Source organism: Sphingomonas sp. LR55, from assembly GCF_036856015.1.
Lineage (GTDB): Bacteria > Pseudomonadota > Alphaproteobacteria > Sphingomonadales > Sphingomonadaceae > Sphingomonas.
Genome location: NZ_JASPFO010000001.1, coordinates 392,506 through 409,675, shown reverse-complemented (window position 1 = coordinate 409,675; position 17,170 = coordinate 392,506). Strand labels below are relative to the sequence as shown.

Annotated in this window: 10 protein-coding genes and 4 pseudogenes; 7 read left to right on the top strand and 7 right to left on the bottom strand. The window is 65.5% G+C overall.

What is annotated here, in order from left to right; genetic code table 11:
- Positions 1–72 precede the first annotated feature (72 nt).
- The 3 genes from QP181_RS01995 (at position 73) to QP181_RS01985 (ending at position 2,733) form a co-directional block, all read left to right on the top strand.
- Positions 73–507 (top strand): MaoC family dehydratase, encoded by a 435-nt coding sequence (locus QP181_RS01995; protein WP_435368402.1) that lies wholly within the window; start codon positions 73–75, stop codon positions 505–507.
- A 139-nt stretch (positions 508–646) separates the two neighbouring features.
- Positions 647–1,825, top strand: a complete 1,179-nt coding sequence (locus QP181_RS01990; protein WP_333927381.1) for an acetyl-CoA C-acyltransferase — start codon at positions 647–649, stop codon at positions 1,823–1,825.
- A gap of 410 nt (positions 1,826–2,235) precedes the next feature.
- The gene (locus tag QP181_RS01985; RefSeq protein WP_132738710.1) at positions 2,236–2,733 is read left to right on the top strand and encodes a pyridoxamine 5'-phosphate oxidase family protein; all 498 of its coding nucleotides are present in this window, start codon (positions 2,236–2,238) and stop codon (positions 2,731–2,733) included.
- Positions 2,734–2,884: 151 nt separating this feature from the next.
- Here the strand turns inward: QP181_RS01985 and QP181_RS01980 are convergent, their stop codons facing one another.
- Positions 2,885–4,117, bottom strand: coding sequence for a polyhydroxyalkanoate depolymerase (locus QP181_RS01980; protein WP_132738713.1), 1,233 nt, complete (start codon positions 4,115–4,117; stop codon positions 2,885–2,887).
- A gap of 151 nt (positions 4,118–4,268) precedes the next feature.
- Here QP181_RS01980 and QP181_RS01975 point away from each other — a divergent pair.
- Positions 4,269–6,042, top strand: a pseudogene (locus QP181_RS01975) (ABC transporter transmembrane domain-containing protein).
- A 223-nt stretch (positions 6,043–6,265) separates the two neighbouring features.
- Here QP181_RS01975 and QP181_RS01970 read toward each other — a convergent pair.
- Positions 6,266–6,604, bottom strand: coding sequence for a TfoX/Sxy family protein (locus QP181_RS01970; protein ID WP_132738719.1), 339 nt, complete (start codon positions 6,602–6,604; stop codon positions 6,266–6,268).
- A 108-nt stretch (positions 6,605–6,712) separates the two neighbouring features.
- Here QP181_RS01970 and QP181_RS01965 point away from each other — a divergent pair.
- A pseudogene (locus QP181_RS01965) lies at positions 6,713–7,868 on the top strand (saccharopine dehydrogenase family protein).
- A gap of 164 nt (positions 7,869–8,032) precedes the next feature.
- On the opposite strand, the gene QP181_RS01960 reads toward QP181_RS01965, so the two are convergent.
- On the bottom strand, positions 8,033–8,329 hold the full coding sequence (locus QP181_RS01960) for a hypothetical protein (RefSeq protein ID WP_132738725.1): 297 nt from the start codon (positions 8,327–8,329) through the stop codon (positions 8,033–8,035).
- A gap of 51 nt (positions 8,330–8,380) precedes the next feature.
- A pseudogene (locus tag QP181_RS01955) lies at positions 8,381–10,758 on the bottom strand (ribonuclease R family protein).
- A 53-nt stretch (positions 10,759–10,811) separates the two neighbouring features.
- On the opposite strand from QP181_RS01955, the gene glpD reads away from it, so the two are divergent.
- A complete protein-coding gene (gene glpD / locus QP181_RS01950; RefSeq protein WP_333927380.1) occupies positions 10,812–12,287 on the top strand; it encodes a glycerol-3-phosphate dehydrogenase in 1,476 nt (491 codons plus the stop codon).
- Between the two features lie 65 nt (positions 12,288–12,352).
- Complete coding sequence (locus QP181_RS01945; RefSeq protein ID WP_132738734.1) at positions 12,353–12,622, top strand: hypothetical protein; 270 nt, start codon at positions 12,353–12,355, stop codon at positions 12,620–12,622.
- Positions 12,623–12,925: 303 nt separating this feature from the next.
- Here QP181_RS01945 and QP181_RS01940 read toward each other — a convergent pair whose 3' ends face one another.
- The 3 genes and pseudogenes from QP181_RS01940 to QP181_RS01930 all read right to left on the bottom strand — a co-directional run bounded on the left by QP181_RS01940 (position 12,926) and on the right by QP181_RS01930 (position 17,169).
- A complete protein-coding gene (locus tag QP181_RS01940) occupies positions 12,926–13,645 on the bottom strand; it encodes an SPOR domain-containing protein (protein WP_132738737.1) in 720 nt (239 codons plus the stop codon).
- The gene (gene argS, locus QP181_RS01935; RefSeq protein ID WP_333927379.1) at positions 13,645–15,369 is read right to left on the bottom strand and encodes an arginine--tRNA ligase; all 1,725 of its coding nucleotides are present in this window, start codon (positions 15,367–15,369) and stop codon (positions 13,645–13,647) included. Before argS ends, QP181_RS01940 begins: the two co-directional genes overlap by 1 nt.
- Before the next feature lie 646 nt (positions 15,370–16,015).
- Positions 16,016–17,169: pseudogene (locus QP181_RS01930) on the bottom strand (DUF1501 domain-containing protein).
- Position 17,170: the final 1 nt, after the last annotated feature.

Below are 17,170 nucleotides of genomic sequence, written 5' to 3'. Positions count from 1 at the left end.
CGCGTTTAGAGACGCGCTAGCGTTCAGCGCCAACCAGAGAGGAACCCCGTGGCAACGATCACCACCGCCCAGATGCAGGCCCGTATCGGCACGGAAACCGTCTCCGACTGGGTCGAGGTGACGCAGGCCATGATCGATAAGTTCGCCGATGCGACCGGCGACCACCAGTTCATCCACATCGATCCGGTCCGCGCGGCGCAGACCCCGTTCGGCGGGACGATCGCGCACGGCTTCCTGACGCTGTCGCTGATGCCGCTGCTGTCGTCGAAAGTCCCCGACGCGCCGACCATCGAGGGTGCCAAGATGGGCGTCAATTACGGCGGCAACTCCGTCCGCTTTCTCACACCGGTCCGCTCCGGCTCGAAGGTGCGCGGCCGGTTCAAGCTGCTCTCGTTCGACGAAAAGCGCCCCGGCCAGTGGCAGCAGACCAACGCCTTCTCCGTCGAGATCGAAGGCCAGGAAAAGCCCGCCCTGATCGCCGAATGGATCAGCCAGGTCTTCGTCTAAACACCAGCAACCAGACCCCATCAACCAAAGTCGTCATACCAGCGCCCGCTGGTATCTCCCGGTTGGAGCCACAACGCTCACTAACTGGAAGACCCCAGCTTTCGCTGGGGTGACGTGCAAAATCCTTAGGAGCCACTTCATGCGTTCAGCCGTCATCGTCTCCACCGCCCGCACGCCCATCGGCCGCGCCTATCGCGGCGGCTTCAACAACACCCCCGCCCCCACTTTGGCGGCGCATTCGATCAAGGCCGCGGTCGAGCGTGCCGGCATCGATGGCGCCGAAGTCGACGACGTCGTCTTCGGCTGCGCGCTCCAGCAGGGTCATCAGGCCGGCAACATCGCCCGCACGTCGTTGCTGCGCGCCGGGCTCCCCGTCACCGTCTCGGGCATGTCGGTCGACCGTCAGTGCGCGTCGGGCCTGATGGCGATCGCCACCGCCGCCAAGCAGATCATCACCGACAACATGGACATCACGATCGGCGGCGGCGTCGAGAGCATCAGCCTCGTCCAGACCCCGCAGATGCGCGTCGCCCCCGATCCCCAGCTGATCGCGATGCACAAGGACGTCTACATGCCGATGCTGCAGACCGCCGAGGTCGTCGCCAAGCGCTACGGCATCAGCCGCGATGCGATGGACGCCTATGCGCTCCAGTCGCAGCAGCGCACCGCCGCCGCGCAGGCCGCCGGCTATTTCGATGCGGAGATCATCCCCGTCGACGCCAACATGGCCATCGTCGACAAGGCGACCAAGGAAGTCACCTACAGAAACGTGACGATCACCAAGGACGAGGGCAACCGCGCCGACACCACGCTGGAAGGTCTCCAGTCGCTGAAGCCGGTGATGGGCCCCGACTTCACGATCACCGCGGGCAACGCATCGCAGCTGTCGGACGGCTCGTCATCATCGGTACTGATGGAGGAAAAGATCGCCTCGCAGCGCGGTCTCCAGCCGCTCGGCCGCTATGTCGGCATGGCGGTCGGCGGCACCGAGCCCGACGAGATGGGCATCGGCCCCGTGGTGGCGATCCCCAAGCTGCTCAAGCGCTTCGGCCTAAAGATGGACGATATCGGCCTGTGGGAGCTGAACGAGGCGTTCGCGGTGCAGGTGCTATACTGCCGCGACCATCTCGGCATCCCCGACGAGCTGCTCAACGTCAGCGGTGGCGCGATCTCGATCGGTCACCCCTACGGCATGACCGGCGCCCGCGCGACCGGCCACGCGCTGATCGAAGGCAAGCGTCGCGGCGCGAAGTATGTCGTGGTCACGATGTGCGTCGGCGGCGGCATGGGCGCAGCCGGGTTGTTCGAAGTGCTGTGAACTTGAAATCCACGCCGGTGTAGCGCATGTACTATATCGGCGTTGCATACACCGCCTTTCTTGTTTGAGCCTCGGTCGTGTCAGCGGCCGGGGCTCAATACGTTTGGGACTTGGGTGTCAGCCCAAGCCCCTCCCGTGCACCTAGCCTTTGCGTGACACTTCGATGATCTTCACGACTAATGTCGCGAAGGCGAAGAGCATGCCGAGGATCAAGCACAGATCGGCAAGTTGCATACACCTTACCTTTCTTGTTCGGCAGCAAATGCGCTGCCATTGCCATCATGACGCGCCCGAAACGATTATGCCAAGCATCATCGACCCGCGAACCGTCGGTATGATCGCCCAGGCATCGCAACCAACGTCCGCCCCACCCGTTCTCCCAGGCAATCCAAGCCACTAGGAGAATGACGATGGCCGACAAGGATACCCCGCAGGAAGTCGCAGCGAAGTTCATCGACAAGCTGAAGGCGAGCCCGTTCGTGATGATCGGCCTGCACGACGGCCAGCATTCGGGGAGCCAGCATTCCGAGCCGATGACCGCACAGATCGACGACGATCAGCCCAACACGCTGTTCTTCTTCGCCGGCCGCGACAACCGTATCGCCAAGGGCGGCGCGGCGATGGCGCAGTTCGTCGGCAAGGGTCATGATTTCTTCGCGTGCATGTCGGGCGACGTCTCGACGTCGAACGACCGCACGCAGATCGACAAGCTCTGGAACAACCAGGTCGAAGCATGGTTTCCGGGTGGCAAGGAAGACCCGAACCTGACGCTGTTGCGCTTTGACATCGACAGCGCCGAGCTGTGGGAAACCGACATCTCGATCGGCGGGCGTCTTAAGATGCTGTTCGGCGGTACGATCCAGTCGGACGAGTCGAGCAGCCACGCGGTGGTGAACTCGATCGCATAAGACCGGCGGGGAGGGGGCATGAAACTACCGCCCCCTTCCCCTCCGTCATCCCAGCGAAAGCTGGGATCTCCCAGTTCGAGCGTTGACGTCAACCAGGAGGGAGACCCCAGCTTTCGCTGGGGTGACGGACTATTGAAGCGAACTAAAAGCCTTATCCGTTCGCGGTGATGAACTCTTCAACCACCGGCGCGATCTTATCCCGCCAACGCGATCCATTGAAGATCCCGTAATGACCAGCACCCTCCGCCATCAGATAGCGCTTCTTCTCGTCAGGTAGCGCGGTCGCCAGCGTCAGCGCAGCCTTCGTCTGCCCCAACCCCGAAATATCATCACGCTCCCCCTCGACCGCGAGCAGCCCGATGTCGGTAATCGCCGCCGGATCGACCAGCCGCCCGCGATGCGTCATGATCCCGCGCGGCAGTGCGTGGTTCTGGAACACGACGTCGATCGTCTGGAGATAGAATTCCGCAGTCATGTCGCAGACCGAGCGGTATTCCTCGTAGAAATCCTGGCTCTGCGACGCGCTCGCGCCGTCGCCCTGGACGAGATGCTTATACATCTCCCAATGCGAGACCATGTGGTTGCCAAGGTTCATCGACATGAACCCGGCAAGTTGCAGGAACCCTGGGTACACCTTCCGCCCCGCACCCGGATAATTGCCCGGCACCGTCGCAATCACGTTCTGCTCGAACCACGCATGCGGCCGCTCGGTCGCCAGCGTGTTGACCGCAGTCGGCGCCTCGCGCGTATCCACCGGACCACCCATCATCGTCAGCGTCTTCGGTCGACACGGATTCTCGTCCGCGCTCATAAGAGCCGCGGCGGCGTAGCACGGCACTGAAGGCTGGCAGACCGCGAGCATGTGCGTACCGCCCTGCCCTTCGTTCGAGCCGATCTGCTCGAGGAACGCGATCAGATAATCGATATAGTCGTCGAGATCGAACCGCCCCGCCGACACCGGCACGCTGCGCGCATCACGCCAGTCGGTGATGTAGACGTCCGCGAACGGCAGCATCCGCTCGACCGTGCCGCGCAGCAACGTCGCGTAATGCCCCGACATCGGTGCCACGATCAGCAGCTTCGGACCGCCCTCGACATCCTCCCGCACGAAGCGCTTCAGCTGGCCGAAATCCTTCCGCAGCACGATCTCCTCGCGGACCGCGACCTCGCGGCCGTCGATCGTCGTCGAGTCGAGCCCGAAGGCAGGTTTTCCGCGAGTCGCATTCGCGTGTGCGAACACCTCCAACGCCGATCCGATGACCGCACCGCCGCCCAAATAGGAGAACGGGTTTGCCGGATGACTGAGCATTTCCGCACCGAAACTCGCCATTTTGCTGGCGCCCGACAACATCGATCGTTGGAATTCGTAAGCATCGTAGAGCATGCGGTATCCTTTGCCCTAATATGGGCTGCCGAAGTGGTAACGCAAATCCGCTGCGGCGCAATGCGGCATTCCAAGGACGACCCCGGCGGATCTCACGCACGATCGCCCGGTTGTCGTTGAGCGCCACCCCCGCCACTGCTAGGTCCCGCGCATGGCCAAGTCGATACCCGAAGAAAAGACGTCCCGCCGGATGGGCGATCTCGCGATGGTGTGGCGTCACGCCGCGAACTATCCGCGCCAGATCGCCTTCGCCGGTCTCGCATTGCTGACGACGTCTGCGGCGACGATCGGCATCCCGTACGGGTTCAAGCGCGTGATCGATCGCGGCTTTGGTCCCGGCGAGGGCGGATCGGTCGCCAACTCGTTCCATTATCTGCTGATGATCGTCGTCGTGCTCGCACTCGCGACCGCGGTGCGCTTCTATTACGTCTCGTGGCTCGGCGAGCGCGTCGTCGCGGATATCCGCACCAATGTGCAACGCCACCTGCTTCGCCTGACACCGCGCTTCTTCGAGGAGAACCGCCCGTCCGAGATCGCCTCGCGCCTCACCTCGGACACCGCGCTGATCGAGCAGGTCGTCGGTAGCACGGTGTCGATCGCGCTGCGCAACACCTTCACCGGCATCGGCGGGCTGATCTACCTGTTCGCGATCTCGCCGAAGCTCGCAGGCATGCTGATGATCGGCATCCCGCTGATCATCCTGCCGATCGCGCTGCTCGGCAAACGCGTGCGCAACTACTCGCGCACCTCGCAGGACCGCGTCGCCGATGTCGGTTCGATCGCTACGGAAACGCTCGGCGCGATGAAGGTCGTGCAGGCGTTCGGCCAGGAAGACCGCGAGGCGATCCGCTTCTCCGACGCGGTCAGCGCGACCTTCGCTGCCGCCCGCGCGGATCATGCTCCGTGCGGTGATGACCGCGATCGTAATCGGCCTCGTGTTCGGTTCGATCACATTGGTCCTGTGGGAAGGCGCGATCGACGTCGCCGCGGGCCGCATCAGCGGCGGCGCAATCGCCGCGTTCGTGCTGACGGGCGGGATCGTCGCAGGCGCATTCGGCGCGCTGACCGAAGTCTATGGCGACCTGTTGCGCGGCGCCGGTGCGGCCGGACGCCTGTCCGAGTTGCTTCGCGAAAAGCCCGAGATCGCCGCGCCCACCAACCCGCTCGCCCTGCCCCAGCCGCCGCGGGGCGCGCTCGCGTTCGAGAATGTTCAGTTCCACTACCCAACGCGCCGCGACGTCGCCGCACTCAACGGCTTCTCGCTCGACGTGAAGCCCGGCGAGACGGTCGCCGTCGTCGGCCCCTCGGGCGCGGGCAAGACCACCTTGTTCCAGCTGGTCCAGCGCTTCTACGATCCCGACGCCGGGCGTGTGACGCTCGACGGCATCGATCTGCGCGACGCCGACCCGGCGGAGGTCCGCGCTCGGATCGCCATGGTGCCGCAGGAGACGATCATCTTCGGCGCGTCAGCCCGTGACAATCTCCGCTACGGCGACTGGTCCGCGACCGACGACCAGCTTTGGGCCGCCGCCGAAGCCGCCAACGCCGCCGAATTCCTGCGCAAACTGCCCGACGGACTCGACACGTTCCTCGGCGAAGGCGGCGCACGGCTGTCGGGCGGCCAGCGCCAGCGCGTGACGATCGCCCGCGCGCTGCTCCGCGATGCACCGATCCTGCTGCTCGACGAGGCCACGAGTGCGCTCGACGCCGAGAGCGAGCGGCTAGTCCAGGAGGCGCTCGAGCGACTGATGGCAAACCGCACCACGCTGGTCATCGCGCACCGCCTCGCCACCGTGCGCGCGGCGGAACGGATCATCGTGATGAACGACGGGCAGATCGTCGAGGAAGGCTCGCACGGGTCGCTGATGACCAACAGCGGGCTGTATGCCCGGCTGGCGAGTTTGCAGTTCAACGAGGCGGCGTAGAACCGATCGCCGGCAGGCCGTTTTAGGTCGCGATAGTCCCCAAGCTCTCCGTCTCCCCGGACTGGGTAGGTAATCTTACCTGACCGACAATCACCTCCCTGGCGGAGGCCGGGGTCCAGTTGGGAAACGTCGATGACGACGGCTACGCTCCGTTACCGCGACCTCACCAACTGGGCCCCGGCCTCCGCCGGGGAGGTGCACGCGTTTAAAAAGAAGCGGCGTCCTAGCCCTTCTTGGCCTTGGCCTTCTTCGGTTTCGGCACAGGCAATTCCGCGGTCGATATACGGACGAGGTCTGCTAGCCACTCTGCATCGTCCCAGCGATCAGCATCGACCAGCAAACACGGTTTCGCGCCCGGATACGGCGCACCCTCGTCGATCGCCCCCGCAAACGCGCGGCCTCCTAGGGTCGGCTTCACGAACAGCTGGTCGTCGCAGATCAGGCCGACCATTTTGCCATCGCAATATAGCCCATATTCGCCGAACATCGGCTTTGCGGAGACCTCCCCCGCCGCGGCGAGCTGGTCGACGATGAACGCGACGGTTTTTCGATCGGATGCCATCTGCCGATGCTGGCAGATCGGCGCGCCGATGGCGAGCTACTCCGACGATGGTGTATAGCTTGCGACGCCGCGTCCACGCGCGCAAACTCGGCGAAACAGGAGATGGACATGCGCGACTTCGACATCATCGTGTACGGCGCTACCGGGTTCACCGGGCGGCTGGTTGCCGAATATCTCGTCCAGACCTACCCGACCGGCGTCCGCTGGGCGATGGCAGGCCGCTCTCTGGCGAAGCTCCAGCAAGTCCGCGACCTGATCGGTGCGCCCGCCGATACAGCGCTCATCACCGCCGACTCGGACGATTCCGCCAGCCTTCGCGCGATGGCGGAGCGCGGCACTGTCGTCATCTCGACGGTCGGCCCGTACCAGCTTTACGGCTCCGACCTCGTCGCCGCCTGCGCCGCGACCGGCACCGGCTATGTTGACCTCTGCGGTGAACCCGCCTGGATGCGCCACATGATCGACGCGCATGAGGACGAAGCCACGCGAACCGGCGCGCGGATCGTGTTCTCGTGCGGGTTCGACAGCATCCCGTTCGATCTCGGCGTGCTGACGTTGCAGGACGCCGCGAAGGCGAAATACGGCATCCCCGCACCCCGTGTGAAAGGTCGCGTGCGGAAAATGCAGGGGACGTTCTCGGGCGGCACCGCGGCGAGCCTAAAGGCGACGCTCGCCGCCGCCGCGCGATCCCGGCATCGTCAAGTTGCTCACGAGCCCGTTCGCGCTCACCCCCGGCTTCAGCGGCCCGCACCAGCCAACCGGGCTGATCCCCGAATACGACACGACCATTTCTGCGTGGGTAGCACCCTTCGTGATGGCGCCGATCAACACCAAGAACGTCCACCGCACCAACTTCCTGCTCGGCGAGGCGTATGGCGCGGACTTCGTCTATGACGAGATGATGGTCGCGGGACTGGGCGATCTCGGCAAGGTCGCGGCGGAGGCGATCGCGAAGTTCAATCCGTTCTCAAGCGACAAGGGGCCCAAGCCCGGCGAGGGACCGTCGAAGGAGGAGCGCGACGCGGGGCACTATGACCTGTTGTTCGTGGGCATCATGCCCGACGGTGAGCGGATCGACGCGGTCGTCACGGGCGATCGCGATCCGGGGTATGGCTCGACCAGCAAGATGATCGCGGAGGCGGCGTTGTGCCTCGTGCAGGACGTGCAGGGCGATGGCTGCATCTGGACGCCGGGCGCGTTGATGGGGGCAAAACTGCGCGATCGGCTGATAGCGAAGGCGGGGCTGAGCTTTACTGTCGGATGATGTGAAGCGGGCCCCAATCTCGCAACAGCGACCCTTTTGTTCTCCCGCGAAGGCGGGAGCCCAGTCTGGATCCCCGCCTTCGCGGGGAAACAGTCTTTGGTTCGCCGTCAAAGACTGGCGATGTCTCTATGAGCCTATCCGGCTAAACCAAAGGCAGCCTCGCCTCATTCCGCCAGTGCGAACACCGTCGCGGCAGCGGCTGCGCTGGCAACGACTCCCGACGTCGCAGCAATCGCCGCGGCCCGCCGGCGCACCGCGCCGCGAAACGCGCCGAGCCTGCCGGCGTCGAGATGATAGCGCCCCGCGCCGTCGTCGACGATCGCGCCATAGCCGCACAATCGCCGAAACGTCCCGGCGTCTTTAGCCTCATAGGCGATCGCACGGTCCGCCACGGTCGCCTTCGCCGCGACGAAATCGTTGACGATCCGCCGCCGCGATCGGCCTAGACCCAATCCGAACATGCCAGTCTCCCCCGCATGGGTGTCGCATACCGCGAGGGGTTTGCGCAAATCCTAACGCCGCTTGCCCTGATGGCGGATGTTCGCCGGGCGCCCGCGCCGCTTGATCTCACGCACCGGCTTCCGCCCGCCGCGCATGGGGGAGCAGCCCCTTCCCCTCGGGCATCTCGAAGCGCAGCGCGCCCGACACCGGGTTCGCCTCCGCCAACCGCAGTTCCAGCGTCTGGCCCTGCGCGAAGACGTCGCCGCTATGTTCGCCGGTCAGCGTCCGCGCACCCTCGTCGAAGCGGAAATACTCGCCGCCCAGATCACGCACCGGCATCAGGCCATCGCCGCCAATCCCCTCGACCGTCGCGAAGAATCCGAAATTGGTCACGCCGGTGATCCGTACGTCCATCACCTGGCCGACACGCTCCGACAGGAACGCCGCGACATAGCGATCGGTGGTGTCGCGCTCGGCCTCCATCGCACGGCGTTCGAGCCGGCTGATGATCTCGCCGACCGACTCCATGTTCGCCGCATCGTCCGCAGGCAACCCGCCCTCGCCGAGGCCGTATGCCGAGACCAGCGAGCGGTGGACGAGCAGATCGGCATACCGCCGGATCGGCGAGGTGAAGTGCGCGTAACTGCCGAGGCTGAGCCCGAAATGCCCGTGATTGCCGGGCGCGTAATAGGCCTGGGTCTGCGTACGGAGGATCTGCTCCATGACCTGAGGCCGGAAGTCCGCATCGCCGATCCGCTCGATGATATGGTTGAACGTTGCTGGCCGCACGACCTGCCCGAGCGCGAACGGCACGTCGAACGTCTCGAGATATTCCTTCAGCGCCGCCAACTTCTCGCGGCTCGGCGGCTCGTGGATGCGGTACATCACCGGCGCCTTCTTCGCCTCCAGCGCCTTGGCGGCGGCGACGTTGGCAGCGATCATGTAATCCTCGATCAACCGGTGCGCATCGAGCCGTTCACGCGGCGACACCGACATGATCCGCCCCTGCTCGTCGAGCACCACGCGCCGTTCGGGAAGATCGAGATCGAGCGGTGCGCGGGCGTCACGCGCCTTCGCGAGCGCATGCCAACAGGCCCAGAGTGGGACGAGCGATGCAGCCACGCGCTCGTCATCTACCCGGCCGTCATCCCAGCGAACGCTGGGATCTCGTGCCGCGAGGGCGTCCTCTGTGGAGGGAGACCCCAGCTTTCGCTGGGGTGACGGGCTGGGGCTATCGGACAAGATGCTGGGGCTGTCGGACGAGATAGAACCGTCGGACAGGGGGGCATCGTTCGATGCCATCCCGTCGATAATCGCCTGCGCCTCTTCATACGCCAGGTTCGCCGCGATCCGCACCACCGCGCGCGTAAAGCGCCACGACTTGAGCGAACCATCCTTGCCGATCCGCAAATGGCACGCGAGCGCCGCACGATCCGCGCCTTCCTTCAGCGAACACACTTCCGCCGACAGGATCTCGGGCAGCATCGGCACCACGCGATCGGGGAAATACACCGAGTTCCCACGCCGCCGCGCCTCGCGGTCGACCTCCGACTTAGGCCGCACATAGAAGCTGACATCGGCGATCGCGACGATCGCCTTCCACCCGCCAACGTTCGCAGGATCGTCGTCCGCCTCCGCCCACACCGCATCGTCGTGATCGCGCGCATCCTCGGGATCGATCGCGACGATCGGCAGGTCGCGCAAATCCTCGCGGCCCTCCCCCAATGGCAGTTTCGACACGCGCTCCGCCTCGTCGAGCGCCTCCTGCGAGAACACGTCCGGAATGCCAAGCTTATGGATCGCAATCAGCGAGAAGCTGCGCGCGGCAAACGGATCGCCCAGCTTCGACACAACGCGCGCCGCGATCTTCGGCGGCTTGCCCGCAAGTTCCGCCAGCACCAGATCGCCCGGTGCAGCGCCCCCGCATCCGCCACCGCAAACTCCCGCCGCTCGCGCTTGTCGACGCCGGTCAGCCACAGCCGCCCGGCCTCCTCGCGCAACACGCCCAGCACCTGCTCCGAGGCGGGCGCGAGCACCTTCATCGGATGCGCGATCCAGCCGTTTCCAGCTTCCTCGGTCCGCGCAAGGATGCGCTCGCCGACGCCCAACGCACCGCGTTTCCGCTCGCGCACCCGCAGCCGCGGCGGTGGGACTCCTCCGCTTCCCAGCGCTCGGGCACCGCCCAGACGTTACCGCCGTCGTCGACATCCGCGATCCGCAGCACCGTTACCTTGGGAATCCCGCCCATCTTGTGGAACGCGCGACCGGGGGCGCTGTCGATCAGCCCTTCGTCGGCCATGTCCTTGAGCAGCGCTTTCAGCCCGATCTTGTCCTGCGCGCTGAGCCCGAAGCCCTTGGCGATCTCGCGTTTGCCCGCGGGCACGTCGGAAGTGGCGATGAAGTCGAGGATCTGCTCGCGCGTCGGAAGACCGGCTTTTGGTTTGTACATGAGACAGAGATAGTCGGTAGGCCCAGCATTACCAAACGGCTAAAGCTCTGCACATGACGCAAAGTTACGACATTCTCATCGTCGGCGGTGGCATCAACGGTGCCGCGATCGCCCGCGAGGCGGCGCTCAACGGGCTCGCCGTCCTGCTCGTCGAAAAGGGCGACCTCGCAGGTGCGACCTCGTCCGCATCGACCAAGCTGATCCACGGCGGCCTGCGCTATCTCGAATATTACGACTTCAAGCTGGTCGCCGAAGCGTTGCGCGAACGCGAACGCCTGGTGAAGGCCGCGCCGCACATCATCCGCCCGATGCGCTTCGTCCTGCCGCACGAGAACGCGGTACGCCCCTGGTGGATGGTCCGGCTAGGCCTGTACCTCTACGATTGGCTCGGCGGCCGGATGACGCTGAAGCGGTCCCGCGGCCTGCGCAAGAGCGACACCGCCTATACCGCCCCGCTCAAGAACGGCGCACGTGGCTTCGTCTATTCCGATGCGTTCGTCGACGATTCCCGCCTCACCGTGCTGAATGCGATCGATGCGCAGGACAATGGTGCCGAAATCGCAGTCCGCACCGAACTCGTCACCGCCCGCCGCGATGGCGCATTGTGGCGCGCAACGCTGTCCGACGGACGCGACGTCACCGCGCGCGCGCTCGTCAATGCCGCCGGCCCGTGGGTCGCAGAACTGCTCGGTCGCCTCGGCATCAACGCCAGCGCCGGCGTCCGACTGGTCAAGGGCAGCCACATCGTCGTGCCCAAGCTCTACGAGGGCGACCACGCCTATATCCTGCAACTGGCCGACCGCCGCATCGTCTTCGCGATCCCCTATCAGGGCCAGACCGAGATCGGCACCACCGACATCCCCGTCGACCGCCCCGAAGACGCGGTGATCGATGCGGGCGAGATCGCGTATCTGTGCGACGCCGCGAATCAGCATTTCACGCGCCAGATCACACCCGCCGACGTCACCTCGACCTGGTCCGGCGTCCGCCCGCTCTACGACGACGGCGCCAGCGAGGCGAAGGCGGTGACGCGCGACTATGTCCTCGAACTCGACACGCTTGGGGATGCCGGCGGCGCTCCCTTGCTGTCGGTGTTCGGCGGCAAGATCACGACGGCACGCCATCTCGCCGAGGAAGCGCTCGATAAGATCGCCCCCGCGCTCGGTGAGACCGTCCACCCGATGACCCGCACCCGTGCCTTTCCCGGCGGCACGATCCCTCCGTTTGCCACCTATCTCGCGCAGGTCCGCGCGCGCTGGCCGTTCCTCGGCGATGCGCGCAGCGAACGGCTGGCGCATGCTTACGGCGCATTGCTCGACGAGATGCTTGCGGGGGTGAACGACGCAGCGGGTCTCGGCGCAGACCTTGGCGGTGGCCTGACGGAGATCGAAGCGCGCTGGATGCACGACCGGGAATGGGCAAGGATACCCGAAGATGCAATAATGCGTCGCAGCAAGATCGGGCTTGGCCTGAACGCGGAACAAACCGCCGCGTTCGAGGCATGGTGGACCGACGCTTACCCCGCGTAAATCTTACACCTTGCTTGTTGCGGCATTCGGCATATCCTCTTTTCGATCAAGAGAGGAAAACCCTGATGGCAACGTACCCGGACCTCCAAACCGATCCCGAAGACAAGAATCTCGTGATCCTGCAAAGCCTGATCTGCTTGCTTCGCGAGAAGAACGTGTTGTCGCGCGCCGACATCGAAGAGCTCTGTGACACGGTCAAGCGACGCGCGAACGACCATGCCAGCGATCCGCTCCCCTGCCAGATAAGCGGTGCCAAAGCCGCCGCCACCGAAGTGGCGCAGATCGGCGACTATATCGGCCGCAAATATGGCGGAAAGCACCGTCGCTCGATCTGAGTGCGGGTCGGGAGCGGCACGGCTTTGTGGTGCGCAGCGGATCGCGGATTATAGCCATCGCGCGACCGTGTGCGGAAGGCGACCCAACACGATTCCGTCGAGGTCGGTTCGGGCGTCTCGCTAGATGCGCACCTGCCGCCGACAAACTTGGGCGCGTTAGCGAGGTACGACGCTTAGGATCTACAGGGTCGGCTTTGGGACATAGCCGTACCCGCAACCGTTCCCCGCGAGCGCCAACGAGAAGTCTGACCGGCGCCCCGAACAGGCGATTGCAGGGCGACGCCCCCCGATCGTGCCGCGCGATCAGCTTGCGACGAAGCAGGTTTCGCCAGCGACACGCAACCGGCCGCAGATGTCCGCCGCCTGGTTCGCGCTGCCCGCATTGACGCGCAGACGGTACAGCGTGCGACCGCCCGTCGCGACCGGCTGGACCGACTTGCCCAACGCGCCGATATAGGCGAACCGCTTGGAGAAGGTCGTCCAGGCCGCGTTGGCGACCGCCTCGCTCGGATACGCGCCCAGCTGGACCAGCGAACCACCGGAGGCCGTTCCGGCACCGTTCGGCTTCGACGGCGCCAAGGGGGTTGCGGCGACCAGGCGGCCGCCCGATGCGGGCACCTGCGCGACCGCGTTGCGACCAGCCACGTCGGACGTCTTGGTCGCGACTGCCCGCTTGCCGTCGACAGGCGCTTCCGGCACGCCGCGCAGGTCGATCGCGCCGTTGCCCGATTTGCCCGCGCTGGTCGCGATTGCCGAGTCGCCCTCGCCCTTGACCTTCAGGCCGCCGGCGTCGTCGGGCTTGACCTTGTAGTCGCCCTCCTGCGCCGCGATCATCTGGCCATCGCCCGTGGGTGCGCGCTGTTGCAGCTTGTAGATGCCGAAGATGATCGCCGCGAGCACCGCCAGGCCAAGCACGACCAGCGCGATAACGCGACCGATTCCGACCGTATCCTGCTCGTCCGGCTCGACGGTTTCGAGCCAGGGGAGCCGGTCTTCCTCGCGCAGATCCATGTCTTCGGCCATCACTTCATCTCCGAAACCGCTTCGACACCCATGATGGCGAGGCCGTTATGAATAATCTGCCCTATAGCGGACGCCAAGAAAAGCCGTGCCGCAGTCGCCTGTGGATCCTCGATCACGAGGAAACGGCGATCGGGACGATCGTTGCCGACGTTCCACAGCGCATGAAACGCAGCGGCCAAGTCATAGAGATAGAACGCGATTCTATGCGGTTCGCGCGCGGTTGAGGCGATCTCGACAAGCCGCGGGAACTGCGCCGCGAGCTGCACGAGTGCCAGTTCGTCCGTATCAAGCCGGGACAAATCCGCAGAAATAGGCGTAATTCCCGCCTCTTCCGCGCGCCGATGCAGCGATGCGATGCGCGCATGCGCGTACTGGACGTAGAAAACCGGATTGTCCTTCGACGCCTCGACGACCTTGGCGAAGTCGAAATCCATCTGCGCATCGGACCGCCTTGTCAGCATCGTAAAGCGGACGACGTCCTTGCCGACCTCGCGCACGACGTCGGCCAACGTGACGAAATTGCCCGAGCGCTTCGACATCTTGACCGGCTCGCCGTTGCGCAACAGCCGGACCATCTGGACCAGCTTCACGTCGAACCGCGTCTTGCCGCCGGTCAGCGCCGCTACGCCAGCCACGATCCGCTTGACCGTGCCGCCATGATCCGCGCCCCAGATGTCGATCAGCTGATCGGCGCTCTGGCTCTTCTGGAAATGATAGGCGAGATCGGCACCGAAATAGGTCCACGACCCGTTCGACTTCTTGATCGGGCGATCCTGATCGTCGCCGAACTGCGACGAGCGGAACAGCGGCAGCTCGACCGGCTCCCAATCGTCGGGCGTCTCACCCTTCGGCGCTTCGAGCACGCCGTCATAGACGAGATCGCGCGACCGCAGTTCGGCCTCGGCCGCCTCAGGCTTCTTTGCAGCCTGCAGTTCGGCCTCGGACGCAAACACCTCATGCTCGATCCCAAGCAGCGCCAGATCGGCACGGATCATCACCATCATCGCGGCAACCGCCTGCGTGCGAAAGACGACCAGCCATTCGCTCTCGGGCGCGCCGACGTAGCGGTCGCCGAACTCCTTCGCGAGCGACTGCCCGACGGGGACGAGATAGTCGCCGGGGTACAGGCCCTCGGGGATCTCGACGGTCTCGCCGAGCGCCTCGCGGTACCGCAGGTGGACCGAACGCGCGAGCACGTCGACCTGGCCGCCGGCATCGTTGACATAGTATTCGCGGATCACCTTGTGGCCGGCGAACTCCAGCAGGCTGGCAAGCGCATCGCCGACCACCGCGCCGCGACAATGGCCCATGTGCATCGGGCCGGTCGGGTTGGCCGAGACATACTCGATGTTGACGGTGATCCCGTCGCCCTGCTTCGACCGGCCATAGTCGGCACCAGCCGCGGGGATCGCGGCCAATTCGGCGCGCCAGGCGTCATCGGTCAGCTTCATGTTGATGAAGCCGGGGCCCGCCACGCTCGCAGAGGCGACGTCCTCGAGCTTCGACAGTTCGGCGACCAGCGCATCGGCGAGAACGCGCGGATTGGTCTTGGCAGGCTTGGCGAGCACCATCGCGGCATTGGTCGCGAGATCGCCGTGGCTGGTGTCGCGCGGCGGTTCGACCGTGACGTTCTTGCGATCGAGACCGGCCGGCAGCGTCCCCGCCGCGGTCAGCGTGTCGAGCGCCGCATCGATATGCGCGGCGAAACGGGTGTAGAGCGTCATGGCAGTCCCGGTACGTCAAGGAAGCGCGCGCTCTAGACCATCGCGGCGCGGCGCTCAATTTTAATCCCGTTACCGGGTGGCCGTCCGCGCCGCCCAGCGCAATCTGCCACATGGGCAAGCGATAACGGTTCCCCCGCGGACGCGGGGGCCCAGCTAAACCACATCCTCCGCCCGAGATCCTGGCCCCCGCGTCCGCGAGGGAACAGAAGGCCGGGATAGATCTCGCGCTCAGCCCGCCACGCCCCGTCATGCTGACAGCAGCCGGGACCCAAGGTTACAGAGGGCAGCGATTGGTACCCTGGGTCCTGGCTTTCGTCAGGATAACGGGTTTGGGTGCGGGTTGGTGTTGGACAGCGTCAACAAGGACGGGCGCGGTGACGAAGGACATGGGCGAGCGGTACTACTGCCGAGAATGATGCCTCGCTGTTCACCGTCATCCGTACTCACCGTTACCCCTCCTCCCGATCGCCCCCCTACCCATCGTCATCCTGACGAAAGTCAGGATCCAGGGTTACTGGGGGCAACGCTTGGTACTCTGGGTCCTGACTTTCGTCAGGATGACGGATGTGGTTGGGGTTACCGCGGTCAGCGGACAACAATGCCTTCAGGTGCACGACTCGCTGGCACATCTACAGACCGCCTTCCCTCAAACCCGAACCAGCCCCTCAATCGCCGCAGTCCTCGCGCTCGCAGGGAACAATGCCGCCATCGCCCGCGCTGGCTCAACGCCAAAATGTGACGATACCGCGCCACCAATGAACGCATCCAGCTGCATCGTCGGCTTCAGGTCGCGTGCCTCGTAGAGCGCGGCGGGGGCGAGGCCAGGCCAGTCGGATACTACGCGGCCCCCTTCACGCCGCCGCCGAACAACATCGCGGACGTGCCGGTTCCGTGGTCGGTCCCCCCGGTGCCGTTGACCGCCACCGTGCGTCCGAACTCGGTTGCGACCAGGACCATGGTGTCTGCCCATAATGGCCCGAGCCCCGCCTGAAGCGACGCGACCATCGCGTCGAGCCCCTTCAATTGCGCGGTCAGTCGGCCGCGCTGGCCGGTGTGCGTATCCCAGCCGCCCGTCTCGATCATCGCGATCCGTGCGCCGGTGTCGGGCTTGAGCAACCGCGAGGCGAGCGCACCCGTCGCCGCCGCATTGCGCCCGCCGTCCTGCGCGAGATCGCTGGTGAGCTGCCGCGTCTCCATCGCCTCGCTCCACAAGCCGTGGAGTTGCTGGTCGCCGTCGTAGAGCATCGCCACGCGTTGCAGCAGGTCGTCGGACGCGTCGGGCAGGCTCGACGGCGCATAGGATGCCACCTCGCGTCGCCCCCGCAGCGCCATCGGCACAGTCGCCGCCACCGCGATCGCGCGCGCCTCGTCCGCGGGGAGCACGCCGAGCAGTCGGTTGAGCCAGCCGTCGCGGACCTGGTAGGCGCTGGTCCCACCCGTCTCCAGCACGTTCTGCCCGTCGAAATGCGAGCGATCCCGGTAGGGCGAGGCGATCGCGTGCGCGAACAGCGCCTGGCCTTGTTTGTAGAGCCCGGCACTCGCGGTCATCGCCGGGTGGAGCGTGAACATGCCGTCGAGCTTGGTGCCCGTGGCAAAGTCCGCCGCGAGATCGCCGCGCACGCCGGCAAAGGCCGGATCGCCGACCGCGCCGATCGTGCCGAGACCATCGGCTGCGCCGCGCTGGATGATGAACACGAACCGCTTGTCGGTCGCCGCACGCGCGAAGGCGATGCGCGGCGCGAACGCGGAGGCCAGCACGCCGAGCGTACCGGTCGAGAGGAAGGAACGACGGTCGAGCATG